General features: G+C 59.5%; 21 protein-coding genes and 1 pseudogene. 11 read left to right on the top strand and 11 right to left on the bottom strand.

Going from position 1 to position 20,489, the window contains the following annotated elements; translation table 11 throughout:
- The 7 genes from NKJ75_RS30030 to NKJ75_RS30000 form a co-directional block, all read left to right on the top strand.
- Positions 1-2,035: SPM autocatalytic domain-containing protein (locus NKJ75_RS30030; RefSeq protein WP_352500544.1), on the top strand; the 2,035-nt coding region annotated here is incomplete at its 5' end.
- Positions 2,036-2,107: 72 nt separating this feature from the next.
- Positions 2,108-2,476, top strand: a complete 369-nt coding sequence (locus NKJ75_RS30025) for a hypothetical protein (protein WP_023834007.1) — start codon at positions 2,108-2,110, stop codon at positions 2,474-2,476.
- Positions 2,477-2,510: 34 nt separating this feature from the next.
- Positions 2,511-3,260: a lytic transglycosylase domain-containing protein gene (locus tag NKJ75_RS30020; RefSeq protein ID WP_023699960.1), complete on the top strand. Its 750-nt coding sequence runs from the start codon at positions 2,511-2,513 to the stop codon at positions 3,258-3,260.
- A gap of 98 nt (positions 3,261-3,358) precedes the next feature.
- Positions 3,359-4,558: an ABC transporter substrate-binding protein gene (locus NKJ75_RS30015; protein WP_023736104.1), complete on the top strand. Its 1,200-nt coding sequence runs from the start codon at positions 3,359-3,361 to the stop codon at positions 4,556-4,558.
- A 13-nt stretch (positions 4,559-4,571) separates the two neighbouring features.
- A complete protein-coding gene (locus tag NKJ75_RS30010; protein ID WP_352500543.1) occupies positions 4,572-5,285 on the top strand; it encodes a thermonuclease family protein in 714 nt (237 codons plus the stop codon).
- Positions 5,286-5,450: 165 nt separating this feature from the next.
- Complete coding sequence (locus NKJ75_RS30005; RefSeq protein ID WP_023687765.1) at positions 5,451-6,203, top strand: GGDEF domain-containing protein; 753 nt, start codon at positions 5,451-5,453, stop codon at positions 6,201-6,203.
- A gap of 102 nt (positions 6,204-6,305) precedes the next feature.
- Positions 6,306-6,545, top strand: a complete 240-nt coding sequence (locus NKJ75_RS30000) for a hypothetical protein (protein ID WP_023696398.1) — start codon at positions 6,306-6,308, stop codon at positions 6,543-6,545.
- Here NKJ75_RS30000 and NKJ75_RS29995 read toward each other — a convergent pair.
- From NKJ75_RS29995 to NKJ75_RS29985, 3 genes are all read right to left on the bottom strand, one after another.
- Positions 6,444-6,788, bottom strand: a complete 345-nt coding sequence (locus NKJ75_RS29995) for a hypothetical protein (RefSeq protein ID WP_352500545.1) — start codon at positions 6,786-6,788, stop codon at positions 6,444-6,446. The genes NKJ75_RS30000 and NKJ75_RS29995 overlap by 102 nt on opposite strands.
- Before the next feature lie 52 nt (positions 6,789-6,840).
- Positions 6,841-7,191 carry a hypothetical protein gene (locus NKJ75_RS29990; RefSeq protein ID WP_352500542.1) on the bottom strand — a complete coding sequence of 117 codons (351 nt, stop codon included), beginning with the start codon at positions 7,189-7,191 and terminating at the stop codon, positions 6,841-6,843.
- Between the two features lie 932 nt (positions 7,192-8,123).
- Positions 8,124-8,345, bottom strand: a complete 222-nt coding sequence (locus NKJ75_RS29985; protein ID WP_023744445.1) for a hypothetical protein — start codon at positions 8,343-8,345, stop codon at positions 8,124-8,126.
- 73 nt (positions 8,346-8,418) lie between these two features.
- On the opposite strand from NKJ75_RS29985, the gene NKJ75_RS29980 reads away from it, so the two are divergent.
- Both NKJ75_RS29980 and NKJ75_RS32905 read left to right on the top strand, forming a co-directional pair.
- Positions 8,419-8,694, top strand: a complete 276-nt coding sequence (locus NKJ75_RS29980) for an SOS response-associated peptidase family protein (protein ID WP_245265753.1) — start codon at positions 8,419-8,421, stop codon at positions 8,692-8,694.
- Between the two features lie 704 nt (positions 8,695-9,398).
- Positions 9,399-9,561: pseudogene (locus NKJ75_RS32905) on the top strand (sunset domain-containing protein); the annotation flags it as partial.
- Here NKJ75_RS32905 and NKJ75_RS29975 read toward each other — a convergent pair.
- The 4 genes from NKJ75_RS29975 to NKJ75_RS29960 form a co-directional block, all read right to left on the bottom strand.
- Positions 9,489-9,665 carry a hypothetical protein gene (locus tag NKJ75_RS29975; protein WP_155929682.1) on the bottom strand — a complete coding sequence of 59 codons (177 nt, stop codon included), beginning with the start codon at positions 9,663-9,665 and terminating at the stop codon, positions 9,489-9,491. The pseudogene NKJ75_RS32905 and the gene NKJ75_RS29975 overlap by 73 nt on opposite strands.
- A 1,161-nt stretch (positions 9,666-10,826) precedes the next feature.
- Positions 10,827-11,072 (bottom strand): hypothetical protein, encoded by a 246-nt coding sequence (locus tag NKJ75_RS29970; RefSeq protein WP_023714697.1) that lies wholly within the window; start codon positions 11,070-11,072, stop codon positions 10,827-10,829.
- 37 nt (positions 11,073-11,109) lie between these two features.
- A complete protein-coding gene (locus NKJ75_RS29965; protein WP_023815062.1) occupies positions 11,110-11,259 on the bottom strand; it encodes a hypothetical protein in 150 nt (49 codons plus the stop codon).
- A 107-nt stretch (positions 11,260-11,366) separates the two neighbouring features.
- Positions 11,367-11,663: an ATP-dependent DNA ligase gene (locus tag NKJ75_RS29960; RefSeq protein WP_023701099.1), complete on the bottom strand. Its 297-nt coding sequence runs from the start codon at positions 11,661-11,663 to the stop codon at positions 11,367-11,369.
- A gap of 179 nt (positions 11,664-11,842) precedes the next feature.
- Here NKJ75_RS29960 and NKJ75_RS29955 point away from each other — a divergent pair, with 179 nt between their 5' ends.
- Positions 11,843-12,355 carry a response regulator gene (locus tag NKJ75_RS29955; protein WP_023753040.1) on the top strand — a complete coding sequence of 171 codons (513 nt, stop codon included), beginning with the start codon at positions 11,843-11,845 and terminating at the stop codon, positions 12,353-12,355.
- Positions 12,356-13,484: 1,129 nt separating this feature from the next.
- On the opposite strand, the gene NKJ75_RS29950 is transcribed toward NKJ75_RS29955, so the two are convergent.
- Positions 13,485-13,955, bottom strand: coding sequence for a pyridoxal phosphate-dependent aminotransferase (locus NKJ75_RS29950; RefSeq protein ID WP_081726094.1), 471 nt, complete (start codon positions 13,953-13,955; stop codon positions 13,485-13,487).
- A 481-nt stretch (positions 13,956-14,436) separates the two neighbouring features.
- Between NKJ75_RS29950 and NKJ75_RS29945 the strand changes: the two genes are divergently transcribed.
- A complete protein-coding gene (locus NKJ75_RS29945; RefSeq protein WP_023821907.1) occupies positions 14,437-15,867 on the top strand; it encodes a coiled-coil domain-containing protein in 1,431 nt (476 codons plus the stop codon).
- A 289-nt stretch (positions 15,868-16,156) separates the two neighbouring features.
- Here the strand turns inward: NKJ75_RS29945 and NKJ75_RS29940 are convergent, their stop codons facing one another.
- The 3 genes from NKJ75_RS29940 to NKJ75_RS29930 form a co-directional block, all read right to left on the bottom strand.
- Positions 16,157-17,494 carry an HlyD family type I secretion periplasmic adaptor subunit gene (locus NKJ75_RS29940; protein ID WP_023701101.1) on the bottom strand — a complete coding sequence of 446 codons (1,338 nt, stop codon included), beginning with the start codon at positions 17,492-17,494 and terminating at the stop codon, positions 16,157-16,159.
- Between the two features lie 26 nt (positions 17,495-17,520).
- Complete coding sequence (locus NKJ75_RS29935; protein WP_352500541.1) at positions 17,521-19,233, bottom strand: type I secretion system permease/ATPase; 1,713 nt, start codon at positions 19,231-19,233, stop codon at positions 17,521-17,523.
- A gap of 335 nt (positions 19,234-19,568) precedes the next feature.
- The gene (locus tag NKJ75_RS29930) at positions 19,569-20,483 is read right to left on the bottom strand and encodes a class I SAM-dependent methyltransferase (protein WP_023805942.1); all 915 of its coding nucleotides are present in this window, start codon (positions 20,481-20,483) and stop codon (positions 19,569-19,571) included.
- Positions 20,484-20,489 lie beyond the last annotated feature (6 nt).

The following is a 20,489-nucleotide window of genomic DNA, read 5'->3' as shown; positions in this document are numbered from 1 at the left end:
CAATACGCTGAACGTGACCGGCTACAATCCCGCAACCGGCACCGTCAGCTATACCTACACGCTGCTCGACAACGAGGCCCATGCTTCCGGCGCCTCCACCAACAGCCTGTTCGAGAACCTTGCCGTCTCGCTCACCGACCAGGACGGCCAGAACGCCACAGGCACGCTGTCCGTCAACATCGTCGATGACGTGCCGACATTGGGAACCGTGCAAAGCCAGCAGGCAAGCACCGATACGTCGCAAACGCCGGCCGTTGGAACACTCCACTTCGTCCCCGGCGCCGACGGCGCCGGGGCCACCATGACGGTCACTGCCAACACAACAGGCATCACTTCGGCCGGCCACAACCTCATCACGGAGCAGTCCGGCAGCGTGTTGACCGCCTATGCCGACAACAACAACAACGGAAGCCATGATGCAGGCGACACGGCGGTCTTTACCATCACCGTTAATCCGAATGCCGGTACGTCGGGGCAGTACACGTTCGACCTTTTGGCACCTTTGGACGGCACTGTCAGTAATGTCTCCGTTGCATCGAGCGGCGCCTTCGGCTCCGGCCCCAGCAATTCCATCGTGGTGACGGCGGGCGGTCAGAATGTCGTGATGGTGACCGGATGGGCGCCAACGGATGCCGGCGGCTCCTTCACCTCACCACACGAGACGGCATGGCTGGCCGGCGGCATGCCATCGTTGACACAAACAAGCAACGTCAACGGTTCGTCAGCAGGTTGGGGCCTCGGCAACAACAATTTCGACGGAGGCGAGTTCATGCGTTTCGATTTCGGGACGCCGGACGACTATGACGGCCCGGGCGGCTATACGGCTCCGGCCATCACCCTCGCGACTGTTAGCTATGCCAAGTTTTCGTTCGATGCGGTTACCGCCGGCGACAAGATCGAGTTCGTCGCCCACTACACCAACGGAACCACGGCTTCCTTCACTCCGGCGGTCGGTGCGACGTTGCTGACGATCACATCGCCTGCCGGAACGCAGATCGCATGGGTCGACGCCTATGAGTCGTCGGGCAAGACCAAGCTGAACCTGACGGATGTCGGGGTCACGAGCACCACGGTCGACCATACAATTCCGGTCGCGTTGCAACTCACGGATGGCGACGGGGACACAACAACGACGGCGAATTTCACTGTCCACGTGGCGGCCGGACTGATACCTTTTGCCATTGCCGCTCCGGTCGTACTCGACCTCAACCATGATGGAATCCACACCACCGATCTGACGCACTCCACCGTTTCGTTCGACTATAACGGCGATGGCGTCGCTTCGAAAACCGCCTGGGTCGATACGCATGACGGTATCCTGGCGATCGATCTCAATGGCGACGGCAAGGTGAACAACGGTTCGGAGATCGTGTTCACCCAACATGCCGCCGGCGCTGCGACCGACCTTGCCGCGCTCGAGCAGCTCTATGACACAAATCATGATGGCAAGCTGACTGCCGCCGACCACGACTTTGCGCAATTTGGTGTCTGGCAAGATGCCAACGGCAACGGCGTGTCGGATTCGGGCGAGTTCAAATCTCTGGCCGCCTTGGGTATCGTCGAGATCGGCCTCGATAGCAACAATCAGCACTCGGTTTCGGCGGACGGCTCGGTCTTGACCTATGGCGAAGCCACCTTCACGACCGCCGACGGTCAGATAGCCGCGGTCGGCGACATCGGCTTCGGCAACTACGATAACGCTAGCTCCGGAAGCACGGCCGCCATCGCCGGCACTTCGGGAGCCGACACGTTCAAGATCGACAATCTAAACATCAAGGATCTGATCGCCGACTACCATGCCGGTGAAGGGGACAAGATCGACTTGAGCGCGTTGTTCGACAAGGCGCCGGCCGGCAACATGGCCGACTATGTGCATTACGACACCGCGACCAGCACCGTGAGCGTCGATACCAGCGGCTCGGGCAACGCGGCCAACTTCGTGGATGTCGCCGTTCTGCAGAATGCGCCTGCCACCGGCACGATCAACATCCTCTACGACGACACACAACATCAACAGCACACGGCCACGATTTAGCACTTATGCGTGGCCGTACTCTCATGCTACATATTAGCGAAACATAAAACCGCAGTTTGGAGAGGGACTTAAATGAAGCGTTGTGCAAGATTGCTGGCTTCGGCCGCGGTGCTGCTGTTGGCTGGATCGACGGGCTATGCCGCCGACATCATCGACGGGCCGGTGGCCGACTATTGCCGGTCCGTCGGCACATCGAACCTGGTGTTGAACGACAACATCGTCGATCTCAAGGTCCAGGTGGTCAAGCTGATGGACGAGTCGGTGGCCGTCGCCAACAGCTCGGAATGGATCAATTCGTCCCGCCCCGCCTTCGTCTGGGCGTCGGAAGCCAAGGTCGCCTGCGGCATGGCCTATGGCTACCTCAAGACGAACTACAAGGACGAGGACACGCTCAACAAGTGCGAGTGCTTCCACGACCGCATGGTCGAGTACATGAACTGACCGAAAGGGATCAAGTCGCGCCGACAGGCTGACGATGATCGCCCGTGGAAGATTGTCGAGAGCGATTGCCGGAGCGATCGCACTGGCCGTTTTTGCCCCTGAAGCCCGTGCCAACTGGCTGGAACGACCTGCCCTCGAGCAGCAAGCTCCGTCCGGCTTGACGCGGCCGGTTCGCTGCGATTTCGCTCCGGAATGGACGCGCGAGACATTCAAGGCGTTCGCGACGTGCCAGGCATCGCTCTACGGCCTGGAGCCGGTGCTGGCGCACGCGGTGATGGAGATCGAAAGCGGATTCGATCCCGATGTGCACGGCGCCGATGGTGAAGTCGGGTTGATGCAAGTGATGCCGGCGACGGCGCGAATGCTTGGCTTTCGCGGTTCGCTCGACGAACTCGCGGTCCCTGCGACCAACATCGCGCTCGGCGTCAGATATCTGGCGCAGGCAAACAGCCTTGCCGAAGGCGATCTTTGCACGACCGTCATGAAATATCGCGCCGGGCACGGTGAAACCCGGTTCTCCGAACTTTCGGTCCGCTACTGCCGGCATGCGCGCGCAATCCTGGCGAGAGAAGGTTTTGCGGTGGCCGGCCCGCTACCGGTGGCGACGTTCGGATTCTCCGCATTCCCGACAGCAGGAGACGATGGTGCCCCTGCCCCGGCGAGGCGGATTTGTGTGCGCCGACTGTTCGTGCCGGGCCCGCGATACATGAAATGCACGGACTATCGAAGCGCCGGGCAAGCCAGAATGATCAAGGCGCTCCGGGCAAAACTTTTCGACGGCTGAGCCATAATCCAGCAATTGCAAAGACGGCGAGGCAAGTCTGCCGTAAGATGAACGGATGAGACCGGGACAAATACCCGGCGGGATATGAGGGAGGCATCATGGATTCTGGCCGGCAGCGACACGGTTCGTGGACGTGGGCGATCGTCTTTGCGTTAGCGGGCATAGTGTCGGGCTGCCAGTCGAAAGGCAGCGTCTCGGACGCGCTCGACCAGGCGGCGATCGCCGCACCCGGAGCGCCGGCCGCCGGCACCGCTGCCAGCCCGGCCCAAGCCACGCGATCGCTCGGCACCGGGTCGACGAAGGTCACGATGCTGCTGCCTTTGTCGGCCCCGGGAGTCGCCGGCGAAAACGGCCGGAAGATGCTCGATGCGACCAAGCTGGCGATGGCCGACCTTGGAAATGTCCTGCTCACGGTCACGGTCGAGGACACCAAGGGCGACAGCGCGCACGCCAGCGAATTGGCTGTGAAGGCGATCACCACTGGAACCAAGATCGTCATCGGCCCGGTCGAACTCGCGGCCGCGCAGCACATAGCCAAGCTCTCGGGATCGAAGCGACCGCCGGTGCTGGCGCTGGCCGACAATTTCGCCGGCGGCCCGGGCGTCTATGCGGTGCGCCTCAACGAGGCCGACAGCGCGGCCGCGGGCGCAGCCGGCCTGGCGGCCAAAGGCAGCAAGAAGTTCGTGTTGCTCGTCGCGGCAGGAGCGAATGCCGGCGCGGTTGAAACGCGGGTCGCCAACAGCCTCAGCATCTATGGCGCGACGCTCGCCGTCACCATTCCGTATCCGGCCGGCGATGGCGGCACCAAAGTGGTCAATGATATGGGCTCGCTGGTCGAGGCTCCCGATGCCATCATCATCGCCAGCGGCGACGACAATCCGGCGCAGATCCTTGCGGCGCTCAAAACGAAAGGCATTCCTGGAAAAGCAGTCGCCGTCATTGGAACCAACCGCTGGCTGGAACATCCGATGGAGCCGCTGTTTGAGAGCTCCTACATCGCCACGCTCGACCCAACCGAAACCGGCCCGATCGCCGACCGCTTCAAGACGACCTACAATTATCCAGCCGACGCCAATGTCGCCTACGCCTATGATATGGTCGCCCTGACAGCAGGAATTGCAAGTTCGGCCGGGCCTGACGGCTTCAGCAAGCAGGTGCTCGAAAATCGGAGCGGATTTCGCGGATCGACCGGCCTGTTCCGGTTTCGGGCGGATGGCTCCAGTGAGCGATCCATGCCCTTCTACCAGGTTCGAAAAGGTGCACTCAAGCTGGTCGCCAAATCGACATCGGGGTATTGAGGGGCAAGGAACCTTGCTTGAGTTGATGGGCTGGCTGAGGCACAATCGCTTGATATTGCTCGGAAGCCTGCTGCTCCTGTCCGGGGTCTTGTTGATAATCCGGGCCGCCGATCTGCTTCCCATCGATCGGCCGATACCAGCGCCGCGTCAATCCATCGACGATAGCCAGCCAATGCGACCAGTTGCGACCGTCGCCAATACGCCATGGCGAGGACGGGCACGCAAGATTGCTCAGGACGTTATCGCGCCGCCACAGCTTGATTCGGCGCAAATCGAACGGGTCGAGCCGCGCCCGCCGCTCAGCGACCTTGGTCTGGCCGCGCCTGCAGGGATGCGAATGCCAAAGGATTGGCCAGGGGTCTTGCTTTACCAACCGGTTGCCACCTCGTCGGCAACCTTCGAATCCATGGGGCGCAAGGTAGTCATCAGCGGGATCCAAGGCATTGACCTGGATGAGACCTGTTCCTTTCGTGGCATCGCCTGGCCTTGCGGCCAGCGTGCGCGCGCGACGTTCAATTCCTGGCTGCGCGGCCGGGCGCTGAAATGCGTCGTGCCGCCGGAAATCGATCGTTTTGCCATTGCGGCACCGTGCAGCTTGGGCAAGCAGGATGTCGGCGCGTGGCTTGTTTCCAATGGCTGGGCGACGGCCTTGGCGAGTGGCATCTATGGCAAGGCGGAGGCAGTGGCCAGAGACGCGCAGATGGGGATATTCGGCCCGCCGCAATAGCCGATAATTCGGTGTCGTTGCTTTTGCCGCCGTAGCCTTGCTTTTGAAGGGCTGATTTCGGGCCGATGGTAGGTGATTGCGCCATTACTAAAATTGTATGTTTCCTCGAAACTGAAAGTGCAGCACCTTGGCCTTATGACAGCCGATCAGGCGGGAGATTGGCTAATGATGACACCAATGGCGAATAGCTCGCCCCGGCAATGGAAAGATATCGCATGGCTGACTGCCCTGGGATCGGCGGGAATTCTGCTCCTCTCGGTTGGCCTAAATTATCTGCTTCTGTTCTCGGAAGCCTTGACGCCCTTCGGCCGCAGCATGGTCACAGCGATCCTCTTGCCGGTCATCGTCGGTGGCCCACTTTTCCTGTTCATTGGACTGCAGCGGACCGAGCTCGTCCGTTATCGAAGAGAACTCAACAAGTCGGCGACCTTTGACAGCCTGACAGGCTGCCTCAACCGGACAGTCTTCACGTCGATGGTCGAAAGGAGAGCAACCAGGCCGGAATCGTCTGGTCCAAGATCTGGCGCCTTCCTGGTCATTCATCCCGAACACATCAGGTCCATCAATCTGCGCTTCGGCCTTGGCTGGGGTGACGAAGCCTTGCGGCTCATAGCCTCGACCATCCAGTCATCGGTACGCAAGGAAGATCTGGTGGGCCGGATCGGAACCTCCATGTTCGGGGTCTTTCTGCCCGGTGCGACAGAAGACGACGCCAGGGAGATCGGCGACCGTATCCGGGCGCGCGTGGCCCAAGCCTATTTCGCGCCAAAAGGAACCGCGGACACGCTGACCATCAGCGTCGGCGGCGTGGTGTTTGAAAACGAGTTGGAATTCGAGGACATGTTCCGATCGGCGGAATCGCTGTTATCCGGCGTCGAACGCCAGCCCGGATTTCAATTGTCGCACCTCCACAACTAGCTGAAACAAGTCGTTGCCGGAGGAACACCGCCGCAAATGTCTTGCCGCACGGCTGCGGCAGCGATCATCTTGGCCCTTGTTGCCAAACCGGACGATTGACCCATGGGCGGTTTCAACCCGTGGGAGGTCTGGTTCCTGACGGTGCTGACGGCATCGCCGCGCATCGCTGGCAGTATTTGCCGGACCGACCAAGTTCTGGTTGCCGCTGGTTGCAGCAACCTTGATCGCCTTGATGGCCGGCTATCGGACCATGCTGCTGCCGCCGAACTCCTGACAGGTCGAGACACCCGCCGCGCGAGTAGCATCAGGTTCGGCGCTCAGGGTACGAGCGACAAAGCTTGAGGCACACAGATGCTGGATCCCCACGGCTCTCTCTTCATCGGTGGGGATCACAAGCGCGTCGACGTCGGAACCAGCAAGGCTGATGACCTCGTCGCCTCGCCCATTCAGCTTGTGGTCGATATTAACCGCAAGCCAGCCGGCCACAGCCCCGGCCCTCTCTCGAATATATGGCGCGTTTTGGCGTATGCCTGCCTTGAACACCAGCGTGTCCAGTCCGCCTATCGCAGCGGCCAGCGACCCGATCTCGCGTGCGATACGATAGACGAAGAGATCGACTGCTTCGGCGGCAAGAGGATCATCGGAGTCGATTAGCGTCGCATATCACCGGATATCCCCGACACTCCGAGCAGGCCGGATTGCTCGTAGAGAAGGGTGACCAATCGTCCGTCTGCAGCTTCCGGTCATTCAGCAAATGGAGGGTGACGCCAGGATTGAGCGCGCCGCAACGCGTGCTCATGACGAGGCCGTCCAATGTCGAAAACCCAACACTTATTCCAGCATTCATGGCGCACAGACTGGCACCGCTGCCGAGATGGGCGACGATCACCTTGCCGCCAGCTGCGGGTCCGTAGCGGGTCCGAAGCTGCGAAGCGATATGGCTATAGGTAAGCCCGTGAAACCCATAGGAAATGCCGGCATCGGTCATCGCATGCGGAAGGCCATAGATCTTGGCGATCCGAGGCCGAGCGTATTCTTATGGATGACGATCTGGATGCGCCCAGGTAGTCGTCTTCATACGTGTCCTCGCCATACGGAGTTCAGAACCCGCCTAATTGCACGTGGTTGCCGCCGATTACCGCACGCATCGTTGCAGGTTCTTTCGAGACCGGGAGGCTTAGCTACTGTGACAGGCGCCAACGAAAGACCGACAAATTGACGAACAGGCCCAAAGCCATTTCACTCTAGCGGAAAGACTTAGCCAATAACGCTCAATTCAAACTTTGAGAATTAAGCGTAATCCATTGATGTAGTAAGTTTGTGGGCCCGGAGGGTCAGCGTTTTCTACAGGAAATCAGTACGTTAGTGGATGGTTCGCCAAGCCGTTTCTCTCGTATTCTCTCGTATGGTCTGGCGAACCAAAGGCCCAAGAAGACAACTAGTTCCATGCGAGCTGTATTTGAGCATGGTAGTATGAGCGCTGCCGCATTTGGCCGGAAGCTGACTGGCCGCTTCTGGCGCAAAACGATAACGGACGTTTAACCTGGTCTGGTTCAAGTACCGTTGTCGGGTTCAAATCGCGTGACCACGCCAATGGTACTCCAGTATGGCGCTTCGGAACCTCCAGGTTGCGGGGCCTTGTGATCGCAAGTAAACAGTCGCGGAATTTGGTCACACGAAATGCCAACCGCCGGTTTCGAACGTCCGCAATTCGTGGCGTCAACGATATATTGCACACCGACGGGACCTTACTGACCGATGCCGGCCTGCTCGCCTGGAGGCTGGGGAGGAGCGGCCCGGGGAGTCTCTGGGCCGGCGTCGGTCACCGCTGGCATTACGCTGTTGCCGGCGGAAGCTGACAGTCATTGTGATAAGGGCAATTCGCCCACCTCGTGGTCAAACTGCGCGGCCGTGAATGACCTACTGCATTCCGCGGAGGGAATTCACGTCGGCGCAGAACTCGGCGTAGGGCTTGCTCATTGCCGCGTCATTGCATTCGCGCATGATCATTTCGCGCATGGCCTTAGGCTTGGCCATGAAGACCGCCTTGAACTCGGGCATGGACTTCAGTGTCTTCATCGAGGCATCGGTGTAGAATGGCACGATATTGTCGACGACATCAACCGCGCCGGCAACTGCCATGCTCCCCAGATTGCCGGCCGAGCACCCGCCGCGTGAACGTGCTGCTCAGGGAGAACAATAGCGAACGCGCTCATTGCCTCTCCCTTCGCTGCCCCAGCCAGGCCACGCGCCTTTCTCGTTCGCCGGGCTTTGGGCTTACAATTCCAATCTCGACATAACCAGCTGCACCATCATCACAGAGCCTGCCGCAGAACCGATGAAGCAGTTGCATGATCAACAGCCTCTCATTCTCTACCAGGCATACTATGACGTCTGGCTGGACCCGGGGACCAAAGGACCAGCCTCAAGGACATTCTCAGCCACGACATCGACGGTCAGCTGCAGTTCAACCGCGTTGGACGTGAGGTGAACACGAGCGCCGTCAACAAATTTCCCAACGACCATCCCGGCCTGGTCGGGCGGAGCCGGCGACTTTTTCTGTTCGCCGAAATCGTCAAGCACGCCCCTGCTGGGGCGAAGCTTTCTAAAGCACGCTCCGACCACATATTTTAGGAGGGCGGGATGACAGAGCGTGAGCAAGAGATCGTCGCGAATGCATGGGCACTGGCTACGGGCGCACAACAAATCCTAGAGGCGCTTCTCATCATGCTGAAAAAGTCGGGAACGTCGCGCGAGCTTCGATTGCCGGGTAGCCGGGAAGTGGACCATCAGTTAGGGGTCCGTAGCTAGAGCGTGATAAAGCAGCAAACACACTATCATAGAAACGGCGCTGCCTAGCAGCTGGTCTGCCGTCAGGCCGGAAAAATAGACAAGATGAAACGCCACCAACGCTCTACCAATCACGGTTCGGAACACTGCCGAAATAACCGTTAGTCGGCGCTAATGTTCCGGTCGGGACTCGCTACCGCTTTGGAAGCATTCTGCACTCGGGGGAGAGGGCGTGGGCAAAGTCCAGCGTCATCAAGGTGCGGATCAGGCCGACCGCTGGCGCAAGAACGCAAAGCGGCGGTGGATGTGGCGACGGCAATATCTGCCGGCGCTGGTGATGGTTCCCTGACCGGCTCATCCCAGCTGGCTGGCTGAGTGGCACCCGCACGGCCGGCGCGGGGAGCCTGCGATATCAAGGGCAACATTTCCACCAGTACCGATGAGCGATTTATCACGTTCCAGGGCAGGAGCATTACTGGAAGACGACGATCAGTTTCAGTACAGCGAGCGCTGGCTGTGCAGCGAGGCAGAGGCATGGGCCGCCGGCTGGCGCAAAGCAAGGCGGTAGCGCGGTAGCCACCACCATGTGCAGGCCCACCAGCCCGTCATCATGGTCCGAACCTGATCGCACCCGCCGACCTTGGTCTCAACGTCGTTGATTGGCACTGCCACGCGGCTTTCCTTCATTCGCATGGTTCGCAGAGATTAGCACGATCGCATACTCTCATCATCCGGCGTCGTCTCCCTCACAAAGCAGCGCCGGTAAGGCTCGGCGCCCTTCTTGTTTGTCCCGTGTGCCAAAGGAGGTCGCCGGGCCTGCCGTTGCTCATCTTTGCGGGTTGCTCCTGATGGCTCCGCTTGGCGCCGTGGCCCTGCGTCTTCCTTCGGGTAAGGCCGGCGAGGCGCTTGTCAGACGGCCTGGCATGTAGAATTATGGTCCTCGTTGCGGCGACGCCCTCAATGGAGAGCGCCAATGGCCAGAACAAACCTTCCGAACAGCTTTCCCGGGCTGAAATCGAGCGCTTCCTGGCGGCAGCCGAAGCGCTGCACAAGAGCATCGCCGGGCCGCTCCTGGCGTACCACAGGGAGCACTGCCAAGCTCTACCTGAGGCCCATGGACCCCTGTTGAAGTCGATTGAGACGGTCACCGGTCAGAAGGCGCAGTTCATCCGCTGGAACGGGACAGGACCGGCACAGCCCCGGAGAAGCCTCCGGGCTGGTTCTCCTCGCGCAACTCTCGCGCCGCATCACCTCTAAGAGCAGTTCGAAGACGCTTTCGATTTCGCCGTTGATTTGGTCGGCAGGGATGCCAGGCTTCTCGGCCGCTGTCGTCAATTGGTCTGCTAAGTCGCTGGCGGCGATCGGATCGCCCTGCGCCACAATCGCGGCGCGGAGGGGTTTTATTAGCTCCCCCTCATCTTGACGCCGGCGCCGGCTGCTCCAAAGTCTTGGGCATGGCTCGGGGAAGTATCAAAGTTGGCGACGAGGTCGCAGTCACGGCGATTGTGCGCGGCCGGGTGACGCCCGATCGCATAAGCGTGACGATCCCCTCCTACGACTTCCCGCATTCTGTTGTCGATTCGACTTGGAAGGCTGTGATTGGCCAGCATATGGAATTGATCGGCCCTGTCACACGCATCGACGGGGACAAGGTAACCGTCAGCCTCCGGCCATTGGTGACTGTCGACGCCGAGCACGTGCGCCTGGTCGAAAGCAACGTGGCGCTTCCGCGAGCGCGAAAAAGGCCGCTCGTTGACAAAGTTTAACTTGCCTGCCCACCCAAGGAACGGCCAGTGAAACTTTCCCCATCACATCGGCTCTGGTCGCCTCCCGCTAGCTGCCGGCGCGTTGCGATATCGGCGCAGTAGACGGGTCGGCATTTTCCGAACTTTCCGACATCTCGTCGCGATGACGTTGGCGAAGGCGCTTCAGCAGTTCGCGTGAGGCTTGGATCGCCCTGCGCGATTGATCCATGTTCTGGCGAAACGTGGCGCGTTCCTCCATGGACTTCTGCCACTTCAGCAAGGTAGCCGTAGTCGCAGTGGCCGCTTGAGCGATATCTATGGGCGTTGCAACCATCGCATCCTCCCAAAAAAGGCAATGGTAAACGCAATCTTTATAGGCCCGCCGAAACCCTTTCTTCAATCAAAAACGACCGTACAGATTCATACACCAAATGGTATTCGTCGGGGCGCTCGACGGCGGCTTCGTCGACCTCGGCCTCCATCTCGTCGTTGACGGTTTTGGTCTTGCCAAAACCGTCCATCGCCACACCGTCAAGCCCTGCAGCCAGCTGGCACCTCACGCTCCTTGCCATCCTTGCGCGCTTGGGCGCCGTACATCCAAGCGTAGGTGGCGCGTTCCTGATCTTTCTTAGGCATGGCCATTTGCATCATCCTCCCGGAAATCCAGCAGCCTTGCGTGCCCCAGCTTCTCTTCGCCTTTGAGGGTCTTGACCCAGCCAACCAGTCCGGGCTTCAGCCACTCGGCCTTGTCCTTTTTATGCCCCTTCGGGACCGGGCCGCCAACCTTGCCCTGGACGCGATCCCAAAGCGCTTGCCGCTCATCGGCACTGAAGTTGACGAGTGCGCCGCCTTTATAGAGGCCCTTTTCAGCGATGATCACCTGGGTAGCTTTGCCGCGCTCGCGCTGTGCACCGATGATTTGCATTTCCTTTTCCTCAAAGCACTTGATCTTGCGCCAAGCGCTCGTTTGCCGCTGCGATATGGGCTGCCCTTGAGCTTCGAGACCATGTCTTCTAGCCCGTCTCGTCGACCAGGTGGTAGACGGCGTCACCAGTGCGGCATCGCTCCGCTGAATTGAATGCGCCCGCCGGCAGGGATCATTTCGTGCAGGATCTCGCCGCGATCTTCGGTCGGCATCCCGCGCAGGTCATGATGCGTGGAACCCTGCCGGTTGCTGACCGTTCTCCGTCAATGGAAGCCCCGAACCAACAGAGCCAAACGATCCTCGTGGTTGACGGCGACGTCATCGCCCGATGCGTCATCGCGGACTATCTCCGCCACTGTGGCTACAGGGTGATTGAGGCCCATTTCGCACGTGAGGCGCAACAAGCGTTGAACTATGCGGAGTTCGGTGTCGACACCGTCTTGTGTGACGTTGACCTGCCGGGCAACATGAACGGGTTCCAACTGTCGAAGTGGGTTCGCGAGAACAAGCCCGAGGTCAAAATAGTGCTTTCCGCCGCAGTAGAACGAACTGCGATCGCGGCGGGCGACCTTTGTCAGGAAGGCCCGCACCTTGCGAAGCCGTATGAGCCGGCCAACGTAGTGGACCATATCAGGCGACTGCAGCGTGTTTGGAGCTTACGATCCAGGAACCCTGGTGCAAAGCGCAATTGATCTCTGTCCAGACGCCGAGAGGCTCGTCTGCATACCAATGGTGATTTAGCCCTGCGAACTGGACGCCGCTCAAAGGAAGAACGGCGTATAAGCCGCAGTCCTGCGTGCGGCCGCAACAGTGGACGGTTGTCGCGCGCAGGACGGAGGAAATTCGCCCTCCTGCGCGGGCGGTGAACGGGATACCGTAGGAGCGTCAGCATAGCGCCGGCCACAGGATGGGACGCGGCACCGACTGTCCCCGTCCGGTAGTCCGCATGTTTTGGTCGAAGCCGACCGGCTGAGATCGTGCGCATTTTGGTTCTCGACGGTACGGCCGCTGATCGGCGATGATGCGAGGACCGAGTTGCCTGGAAGAAATCGATCTGGTCTTGCACCTTTTTTGCTTCCTCATTCGCGGGGCAGCTTGTGATTTTCCAGCCTGACAGACCCTCCCCTGTCTATAAGAAATTTCCCGACGCATGAGCGCACGTCCAACACAGTGCGGGCTCCAATGCTCACCGGCTGCGCGAGAATGGTAACCACCTACCTTGAGGGGAGCGCCACGTGCGTAGTCAACGATGCAGGCGCTGCCAACCTCGGCATCCCCGGGAATAGCAGGCTTATAAATGAATATATCGTTGATCAACGCTATCGGCGCAGCCGCCGGGAGATGGACAGACCGCGTTCCAGCTAGGGGTATCGATGTTCCAGGCTAAAGGCATTGGCATGCCCGAATTAGAAAAAAGACCTGAATCCCGTAAAGCAGCAACAAAATGCCGAAAGCTATCCAGAAGCCGGGTCGCGTAAGCAATGCCAGATCTTTTCTTAGCTGCTCCATTCACATCAACTAACATGGCCAAGCGTCGTTCCCGTCCGCTGGGGACAAATTTCAACTAAGCTGATCGTCGCATAATGGCCGCGCCACTGCGGATCGAGACACCTCAGCGCCCCGCATGAGCACGCGCAACTCGATCGGAGGCGCAAGGAGAAAGTTCGGAACGGTTCCAAGAACCCCAAGCAAATTGAGCGCCGCAGCGGACGATAAGGTTCACGCATATCCCCGGCGAACATCCGCACAGCATTGGTCAACATCAACGGCAGAAGGGCGTCCGAAAAGAAACGCATCTCTGCGTCACCGCCTCATCGAGAGTCACCGCTGCGGCATCCTGAATACGGTCGGCGATCCGAAGAGCATGCATTGCGCAAGATTTTCCAGATGAACTGATGCCGAGACCGGCCCAAGCGTCCACCCTAGCCTCCAGCCGGTCATTGCATGAGACTTCGACAGGCTGTTCACAATTATCGTCCGCTCTCTCATTCCGGGACTGAATGCTATTGAGAGGAACTCGCCGTCGAACACTGTGCTGCGGTAAACCTCATCGCTGATGATCCATAGATTGTGCCGCTCGGCAAATGTGGCAATGGTTTCCAGATCCTCCTTGCCGAACACATATCCGCCGGGATTGTTTGGGGAGTTCAGCAAGATCGCCCGCGTTCGATCTCCTACCGCTGAACGGAGAATATCCTCGGATGCCTTCCGCCGCGCATTTTGCAGCGATAGTTTGACGGGTCGGACCACTGCTCCATCGGCGCGTATTGCCGCTTCGTATGTAGATACCAAGGCTCAAGGCAAAGCACCTCGTCGCCAGCTCCGGCAACGGAAGCTTAGTGCGATTGAGCGGCCAGGCGGCCGGTCCCCAATTCGTTCGAATGATGCGCTTGCCTCGCCAATGTCGCATGGTGAGTCAGCCGGCAAACCAAAACACTCAACCGCCGGTTAGGCCCGGCCGCCTGATGCGCCCCACAAGAGGCTGTGCCGGGCCGTTCGTCGGGGCTTCTGCACCTGAGTTGTTAATGTGCCCAGGCAACACACCATTGACGCCAAGACGATGGCAAGAAGGGGAGCCGCGCAGTCCTCAAGAATAAGTCAGCAGGCACCTAGACCGATGTAGGGCCTTCCGATCGCAGCTCTCGGCTCCTCGCGGCGCCGGCGCCCTGGCATCGTTTGATTGAACGAAGACGCTGAGTTGAGCTCTCGATACAAAAGCATCTCAGTCCTCGTGCCTCAATGGTCCGGGCATGCGGCTGCAGGGGATGAAGTCATGAAGTTCAGGGATTTGATCAGACGCGCCGAGGACAATGTGGAGAGGTCGTTCGACGATCTCGAAGCTGACTTGGCTAACGCTGTCGACCAGTGCCTCGATTTGGAGGATGTCGCCGACGTGCCAAACATGGCAGGCGAAAACAACGAACAGGATGACAGCGTACCAAGCGAGGACGGTGCCGGCGACGACGATGATAGCTCGCCGATACCAGCGCATCGGATGACCTCACATACGCAGAGCCGAATTGCTGCCGTGAGCTCGTTTAACGGCTTGTTCCACGATGCCAAGCTCCATTTCGAGGAGATCAACGCAAAAATCTCCGAAATTACAAGCACATGTCAACTGACGTCCGAGTTTTTTCACATCCTTCACGCGGACATTCTCCGTGCCAACGAACTGGAGTTGGCGAATCAAAATCTGATCGCAGATCAAAGGAACTTGTCGGAAACACTCAATGACCTGAACAGACGGTACTGTGAGCGTCAAGGCACCGTCGAGACATTGCAGCAGCGCCAGGCAAGCCTTGTTCAGGAGTGTGAAGTGCTCCGTGGCGCGTTGGCCGCGGCAAGGCTGGAGCTGGTCGAAGCGGCGAACACCACCACAAAGAACGAAGCGGAATTTGGCGACCTCACGAACATGCTTGCCGCCGCAAATGTCGAGGCCGACAGGCGCTCCCGAGAGAACAAACAGCTGCGTGAAAAGAATGTGAGCCTGTCTATTGACCTGGAAAAGGCCATGAAGCGGGAGGAAGAGGCACGGCATAGGCTGGATGCCTTCTCCACGATCCATGCCAACGAAGCTGCGCGAAATTCCGAAATGCTGAGTGCGCTCGGCAAGAGCGAAAAAGAGGCAATCAAATTGCACACCTCACTCGAGGTTGCGCAGGCGAAGCTATGGGAGGTGACCGAAGCAGCCAGGATTATGCAGGCGGACATGGATGGCGAGCTTAAACGCTGCCAGGCTGAGAACCGAGGATTGCGCTCAGAAATTCAAAGTCTCCAATCGCGCTTCGAACTCGCCTCAAACGCAAACAACGAGGCCGCGGCCGAGATCGCCAGGCTCCAGCTACAATGGAGCGACGCCCTGGCCGAAAAACAGGTGACCGACGAAAGGTTGGCCGCACTCACCGAGGAGGCCGAAACCAACAAGGTGAACCTTTCCAAGATCGCCGCAGATTTTGCACAGCTGTCCATGCAGCAGGCGTCCGATCAGATTGAACTCGATGTGAGACGGCAGGAATGCGAGGACTTGCGGGTCGAGATTGCCTCGGTCAATGCTCGGGTCAGGGAATTGCTGCCCTACAAGAGGTCGCATGGAAGCGCGAACGCCTTGCCGCATACATCTGACGTGGCAAATGTAGCGGTGACTGCAGACCGAACGGTGCATGCCGCACGCCGTGTCCGCCGCAGGGCCCTCGCCGCGTCGTAGGAGCAAAGAACCTCTCCTCGTGAGGCAATTGCCCATGTCGATGATCGTGGAACGGTATGCGCTGTTTGTTGCGCAAAAGATGACAGGACACTAACGCTGTTGTCGGGGCAGGACTTGGTGAGGCGGCCAGGAAAATCCTGTTGGGGCATCCTTGTAGCCGGGACAATGTCCCAGACGAGCCTCGCGCGTCGGCCGCAGGCGTCACCCCTGTGGCATCACGTCGCCTACCCTAATATGTCAGCAAGCACGCCTGCCGTGTTCCCGCGGTCGACCGCTCACAGCCGCCATGTCATTCCCGGAAAGCCCTCGACATCTGGTCGGTAAGCGGCTTCAGCAGATAAGACCAGACGCTGTGTTCGTCCGTACTTATGTGAACCTCCGCTGGCATACCGGGTTTGAGCACTTTGGCATCGGTCAGACAGGTGGACTTGTCTTCGACATTGATGCGCGCCGAGAAATAAGAAAGCTGGCGCTGTTGATCTTTTATCAGGTCCGCCGAGATGCGCTTGACAGACCCTTGGCAGGCAGGCGTAGTGCCGGCGTCGAAAGCCGGAAACCGGATCGAGACCCGCTGACCTGGACGAACGTCATCTATGCGCGACGGCGCAATCAGCGCGTCGACGACAAGGTTGCCGGTGTCAGGGACAATCATCATGAGAACCTCGCCCGCGGCAATCACGCCGCCGATCGTGTGAATGGAAGATTCCTGTACCGTTCCCGATTGCGGAGCGCGGATGGTGGTTTTGGCCAGTTCGTCCTGTGCCACAACCTTGCGCTCGCTGAGTTCGGTTTGCTTGGCTTCCGTTTCACGAAGTTCGCTCGTTACGTCACTACGCCTTTGTTCATCGAGCTGAAGAATCTGCAATTCGGTCTCGCTGATCCGGGCCTGCGCCTCGGCAACTGCCGCCGCGAGGCGCCCTGATTCTCCGTGCGCCCGGGTGGCATCCAGTCTGATGTTGCTAAGTCGCTCTTTGGACACCAGTTTCTTTGTAAAAAGCGCCTGTACATCGACAAGATCGCCATCCAGCAGGACCACGGATTGTTCTTCCGCGGTCTGTTGCGCCTTGAGGCCCTCAACTTGGCGTTCGAGTTGCTTTGAGCGGCTTTGCAATTGTGCCTTCTGCCCGTTGAGGGCCGTAGCGCGGCTGTCGAACAGCGTGCGCTCGCCGTTCACCAGCGCAGCCAGCTCCGGCTCGCCCATTCGCGCTTGAAGGCTGAACGGAAGCTGCATCTCCGACAGGCCTTGCCGCTCTGCCTCCAGCCGCACAAGCCGAACCGTTGCCCGATCAAGATCCTTGCTAATTATCTGCAGATTGGCCCGTGTCAGTGTGTCGTCCAACCGTGCCATCACATCGCCGGCCCGTACATGATCCCCATCTTGCGCGAAGATGCCACCTATCGTGCCGCCCGTCAGATGCTGCACCTTCTTTATGTTGCTCTCGACCACCACGGTCGCCGGCGCAATTACCGCGCCAGCAATCTTGGTCAGACCGAGCCAGAGCCCGCCGCCGGCAAGCAACATAACCGTGACCGCCGCACCCAGGATCAGGTTGGCCCCGATTCCATCGCGCGTGCCCGAAATCGCGTTGCGCCGGCTCCCATTGCCGATCGGGGCCGATGGAGCCATCGTCGCCTCAGACAAAAAAATATTCCTCATGCGTGACCGCTCACCCCTTTGTGCATCGCGACGGCCGCTGCCGGGCGTTCAACCGGCGCAGCAAAGGGGCGGATGACGTTGGCCAGGACCTCCTCGCGTGAGCCGAAGGCGTGAAGCATCCCATTGGACATTACGAGTACCCTGTCGATGTTGGTAAGGGCAGAAGGACGGTGCGCAACTACGATGACGATGCCTCCACGTCTGCGCACTGCCAGGATCGCGCCGGCCAAGGCGGTATCGCCATCGACGTCCAGATTTGAATTCGGCTCGTCCAGAACGACAAGAAACGGATCGCCGTAAAGTGCCCTTGCAAGCCCTACGAGTTGCCGCTGTCCAGCCGACAAGGCTGTTCCTCCCTCGCCCATGCGTGTTTGAAAACCGTTCGGCAATCGCATGATCATTTTGTCGACGCCCGCTGCCTTGGCAGCTGCCAGCACGCCCTTGGCGTCGCCCTTCCCGCCAAATCGCGAAATGTTATCGGCAACCGTTCCATCAAACAGTTCGACGTCCTGGGGCAGGTAGCCAATATGTGCGCCAAGACGTTCTTGGTCCCATTGGTCAAGCGAGGCGTCGTCCAGCCTCACCGTGCCGCGAAGTGGCTGCCAGACGCCCACCAGCGCGCGCACAAGCGTGCTTTTGCCAGAGCCGCTCGGGCCGACAACGGCCATTCCCGTCCCTGCAGCCAGGCGGAAGTTGACATTGGCTACCGTCGGTTTTTGCTGGCCCGGTGGCGCTATGGTCAGGTCCTCGACCGCAAGCTCCGCTTGGGGGCGCGGAAGTTGCATATGTTCGTCCCGGTCAGGAAAAGCGGCCAGCGCCGTTGCCAGTTGCGAATAGCTTTGCCGGAACGCGGCGAAGCCTCGCCAGTTCGCGATAGCGGCGTCAACAGGAGCCAATGAGCGACCCAGCAAGATGGAGGATGCGATGATCACACCTGGCGAGGCTTCGCCTCCTATCACCAGGTAGGCACCCAGTCCAAGAACGCAGGACTGCAAGGCCAAACGCAGTGCCCTAGAGAGTGCCCCGGTGGCGCCGACGACGTCGGAAAGCCTCTCTTGGTGCCGCAGATATGCGTTATTGATCTCGCCCCAGCGGTGGGCAAGCCGTGCGGAAAGGCCCATCGCGCGTACGACTTCCGCGTTGCGGCGTCCGGATTCGGCGAGATTGCGTTGCGACACCAGCGTCTCGGACGCGCGTGTCACCGATGTGCGGCCAAGAACTTCCGCCATGACCGTGAGCAGCACGACAATGATCGCACCGCTTGTGGACAACAGACCGAGCGCAGGATGCAGGAAATAGATGATCAGCAGGTAAAATGGAATCCACGGAGCGTCGAATATAACAGTCGGCCCCATTCCGGAAAGGAAGCCGCGTAACTGATCGAGATCACGGAGGGGCTGTATCCGGTTCGCATCCTGCCCGCCAATGAGCGGCAAGGACAGCGAGAGGCCGAACACCCTCTGCTTCAAATTCCTATGGACACGATTGCCCACTCGAACCAGCAGGCGCAGCCGCACGAAATCCAGCAGCCCGTAGACAGCGTAAAGACCCAGCATTCCGATCGTGAACCCGACAAGCGTCGGAACGCTCTGCGAAGGTAAAACGCGATCGTAAATTTGCAGCATATAGACCGAGCCGGTCAGGGCGAGAAGGTTTATGACTGCCGAGAAGACGGCGACGCCTACCAGGCCAGGCACGGTCCCAAGCATTGCGCCTCGCAAATCCGACGAACTCCTTCCACCAGGGTTCATAGGCTTCGACCTCCCGTGAGAGATCGTTGCGCAAGCTCACTGGCCCCACTGGGCACCGACAATCTCTTGCTGTTCAGGAGCGTATCCCCTTAGCCTTCTAATATTACGCCCCACTAACATGCTTGGACTTTAGTCAAAATGTAGCAAAATCGTGGCGCTGCCCTCAGAAACCCGGAACCCACATGTCAAATCGGGGGAAAACTGCCGTTCCATGGTATTTGGGCGGGGCTTCATGCCGGGCGGAGCGGCCCAAGAAAACCACCCCCTGCCCTTTTTCGGGGCATTTTCGCGCTTTAGCGCTTCCTCGCAACAACCAGGAAGTGTTGCGCCAGCTGGCCAGGAACGCAAAGCCTTCTGCAGGCCTTCTCGACAGGCTGCATCATCATTTCACAGAACCCTGGCAACAGGTTTCCCGGCCGAGGCAGGTAACCGTACGGTATCGTCTGCTCGACGGTGAATCCCGAGGCAGTCAGGAGGGCCTTGAACCTCGCCGCGCTCAGCGTGTGGCGAATTGTGCGTCCAGACACTCGATTGAGCAGCCGGCACGCCAGGCCGACGGGCGACGTCGCATTCATGTGAACGTTGCACACAAGCCGCCCGCCATCTTTCAGGTGCTCATTGATCGCTTTCAGTGCATGCCATTTCAGTTCATCCTCTGCGTTCAGGAAAAAACGAAATGCGGTTACCACATCGAACGTCATACCCAACTTCTCCCTTGTCACGTCGACGTGACGCAAACTCACATTGGGCGGTACTTGAGCGCTGTCGAGCATAGTTCTGGAAACGTCGGCGCCAACCACCTCGCTGAAGAGGCCGGCGGCTACCTCGGCGATGCGACCTGTTCCGCATGCGAAATCGAGGCAGTTTCGGCTCGCTCCGCTCAAGGGGCGAAGAACGTTGAGGATCAGGGGCTTTTCGATGTTCTCCCAAAGCGCGCCATAATAGCCGGAACTGTGCGTTTTGTTGTAATGTAGGCCGTAGCCGGGCGCGCAATGGCTGGTCCTATAGCCGTCCGACACCCAGCCGCCCTGCGCATTGCTCTCCTTGCTGGACGTAAATTCCTGCCAATTTCCGGACTCACCGGCGCGCGACCTGGACCGCACAATTCGCGCTGACGGCATATGGGAAGCATAACTTGCAGACTGCGTCATCTGATCCGCGTTCGTTGAGGGTGTCAGGGTCGCTCCCTGGTTGAAAATGCGCCTCACCTTGGA

It is taken from the genome of Mesorhizobium sp. M0058 (assembly GCF_040323095.1).
GTDB lineage: Bacteria > Pseudomonadota > Alphaproteobacteria > Rhizobiales > Rhizobiaceae > Mesorhizobium.
This window is presented reverse-complemented; position numbering and strand designations above follow the sequence as displayed.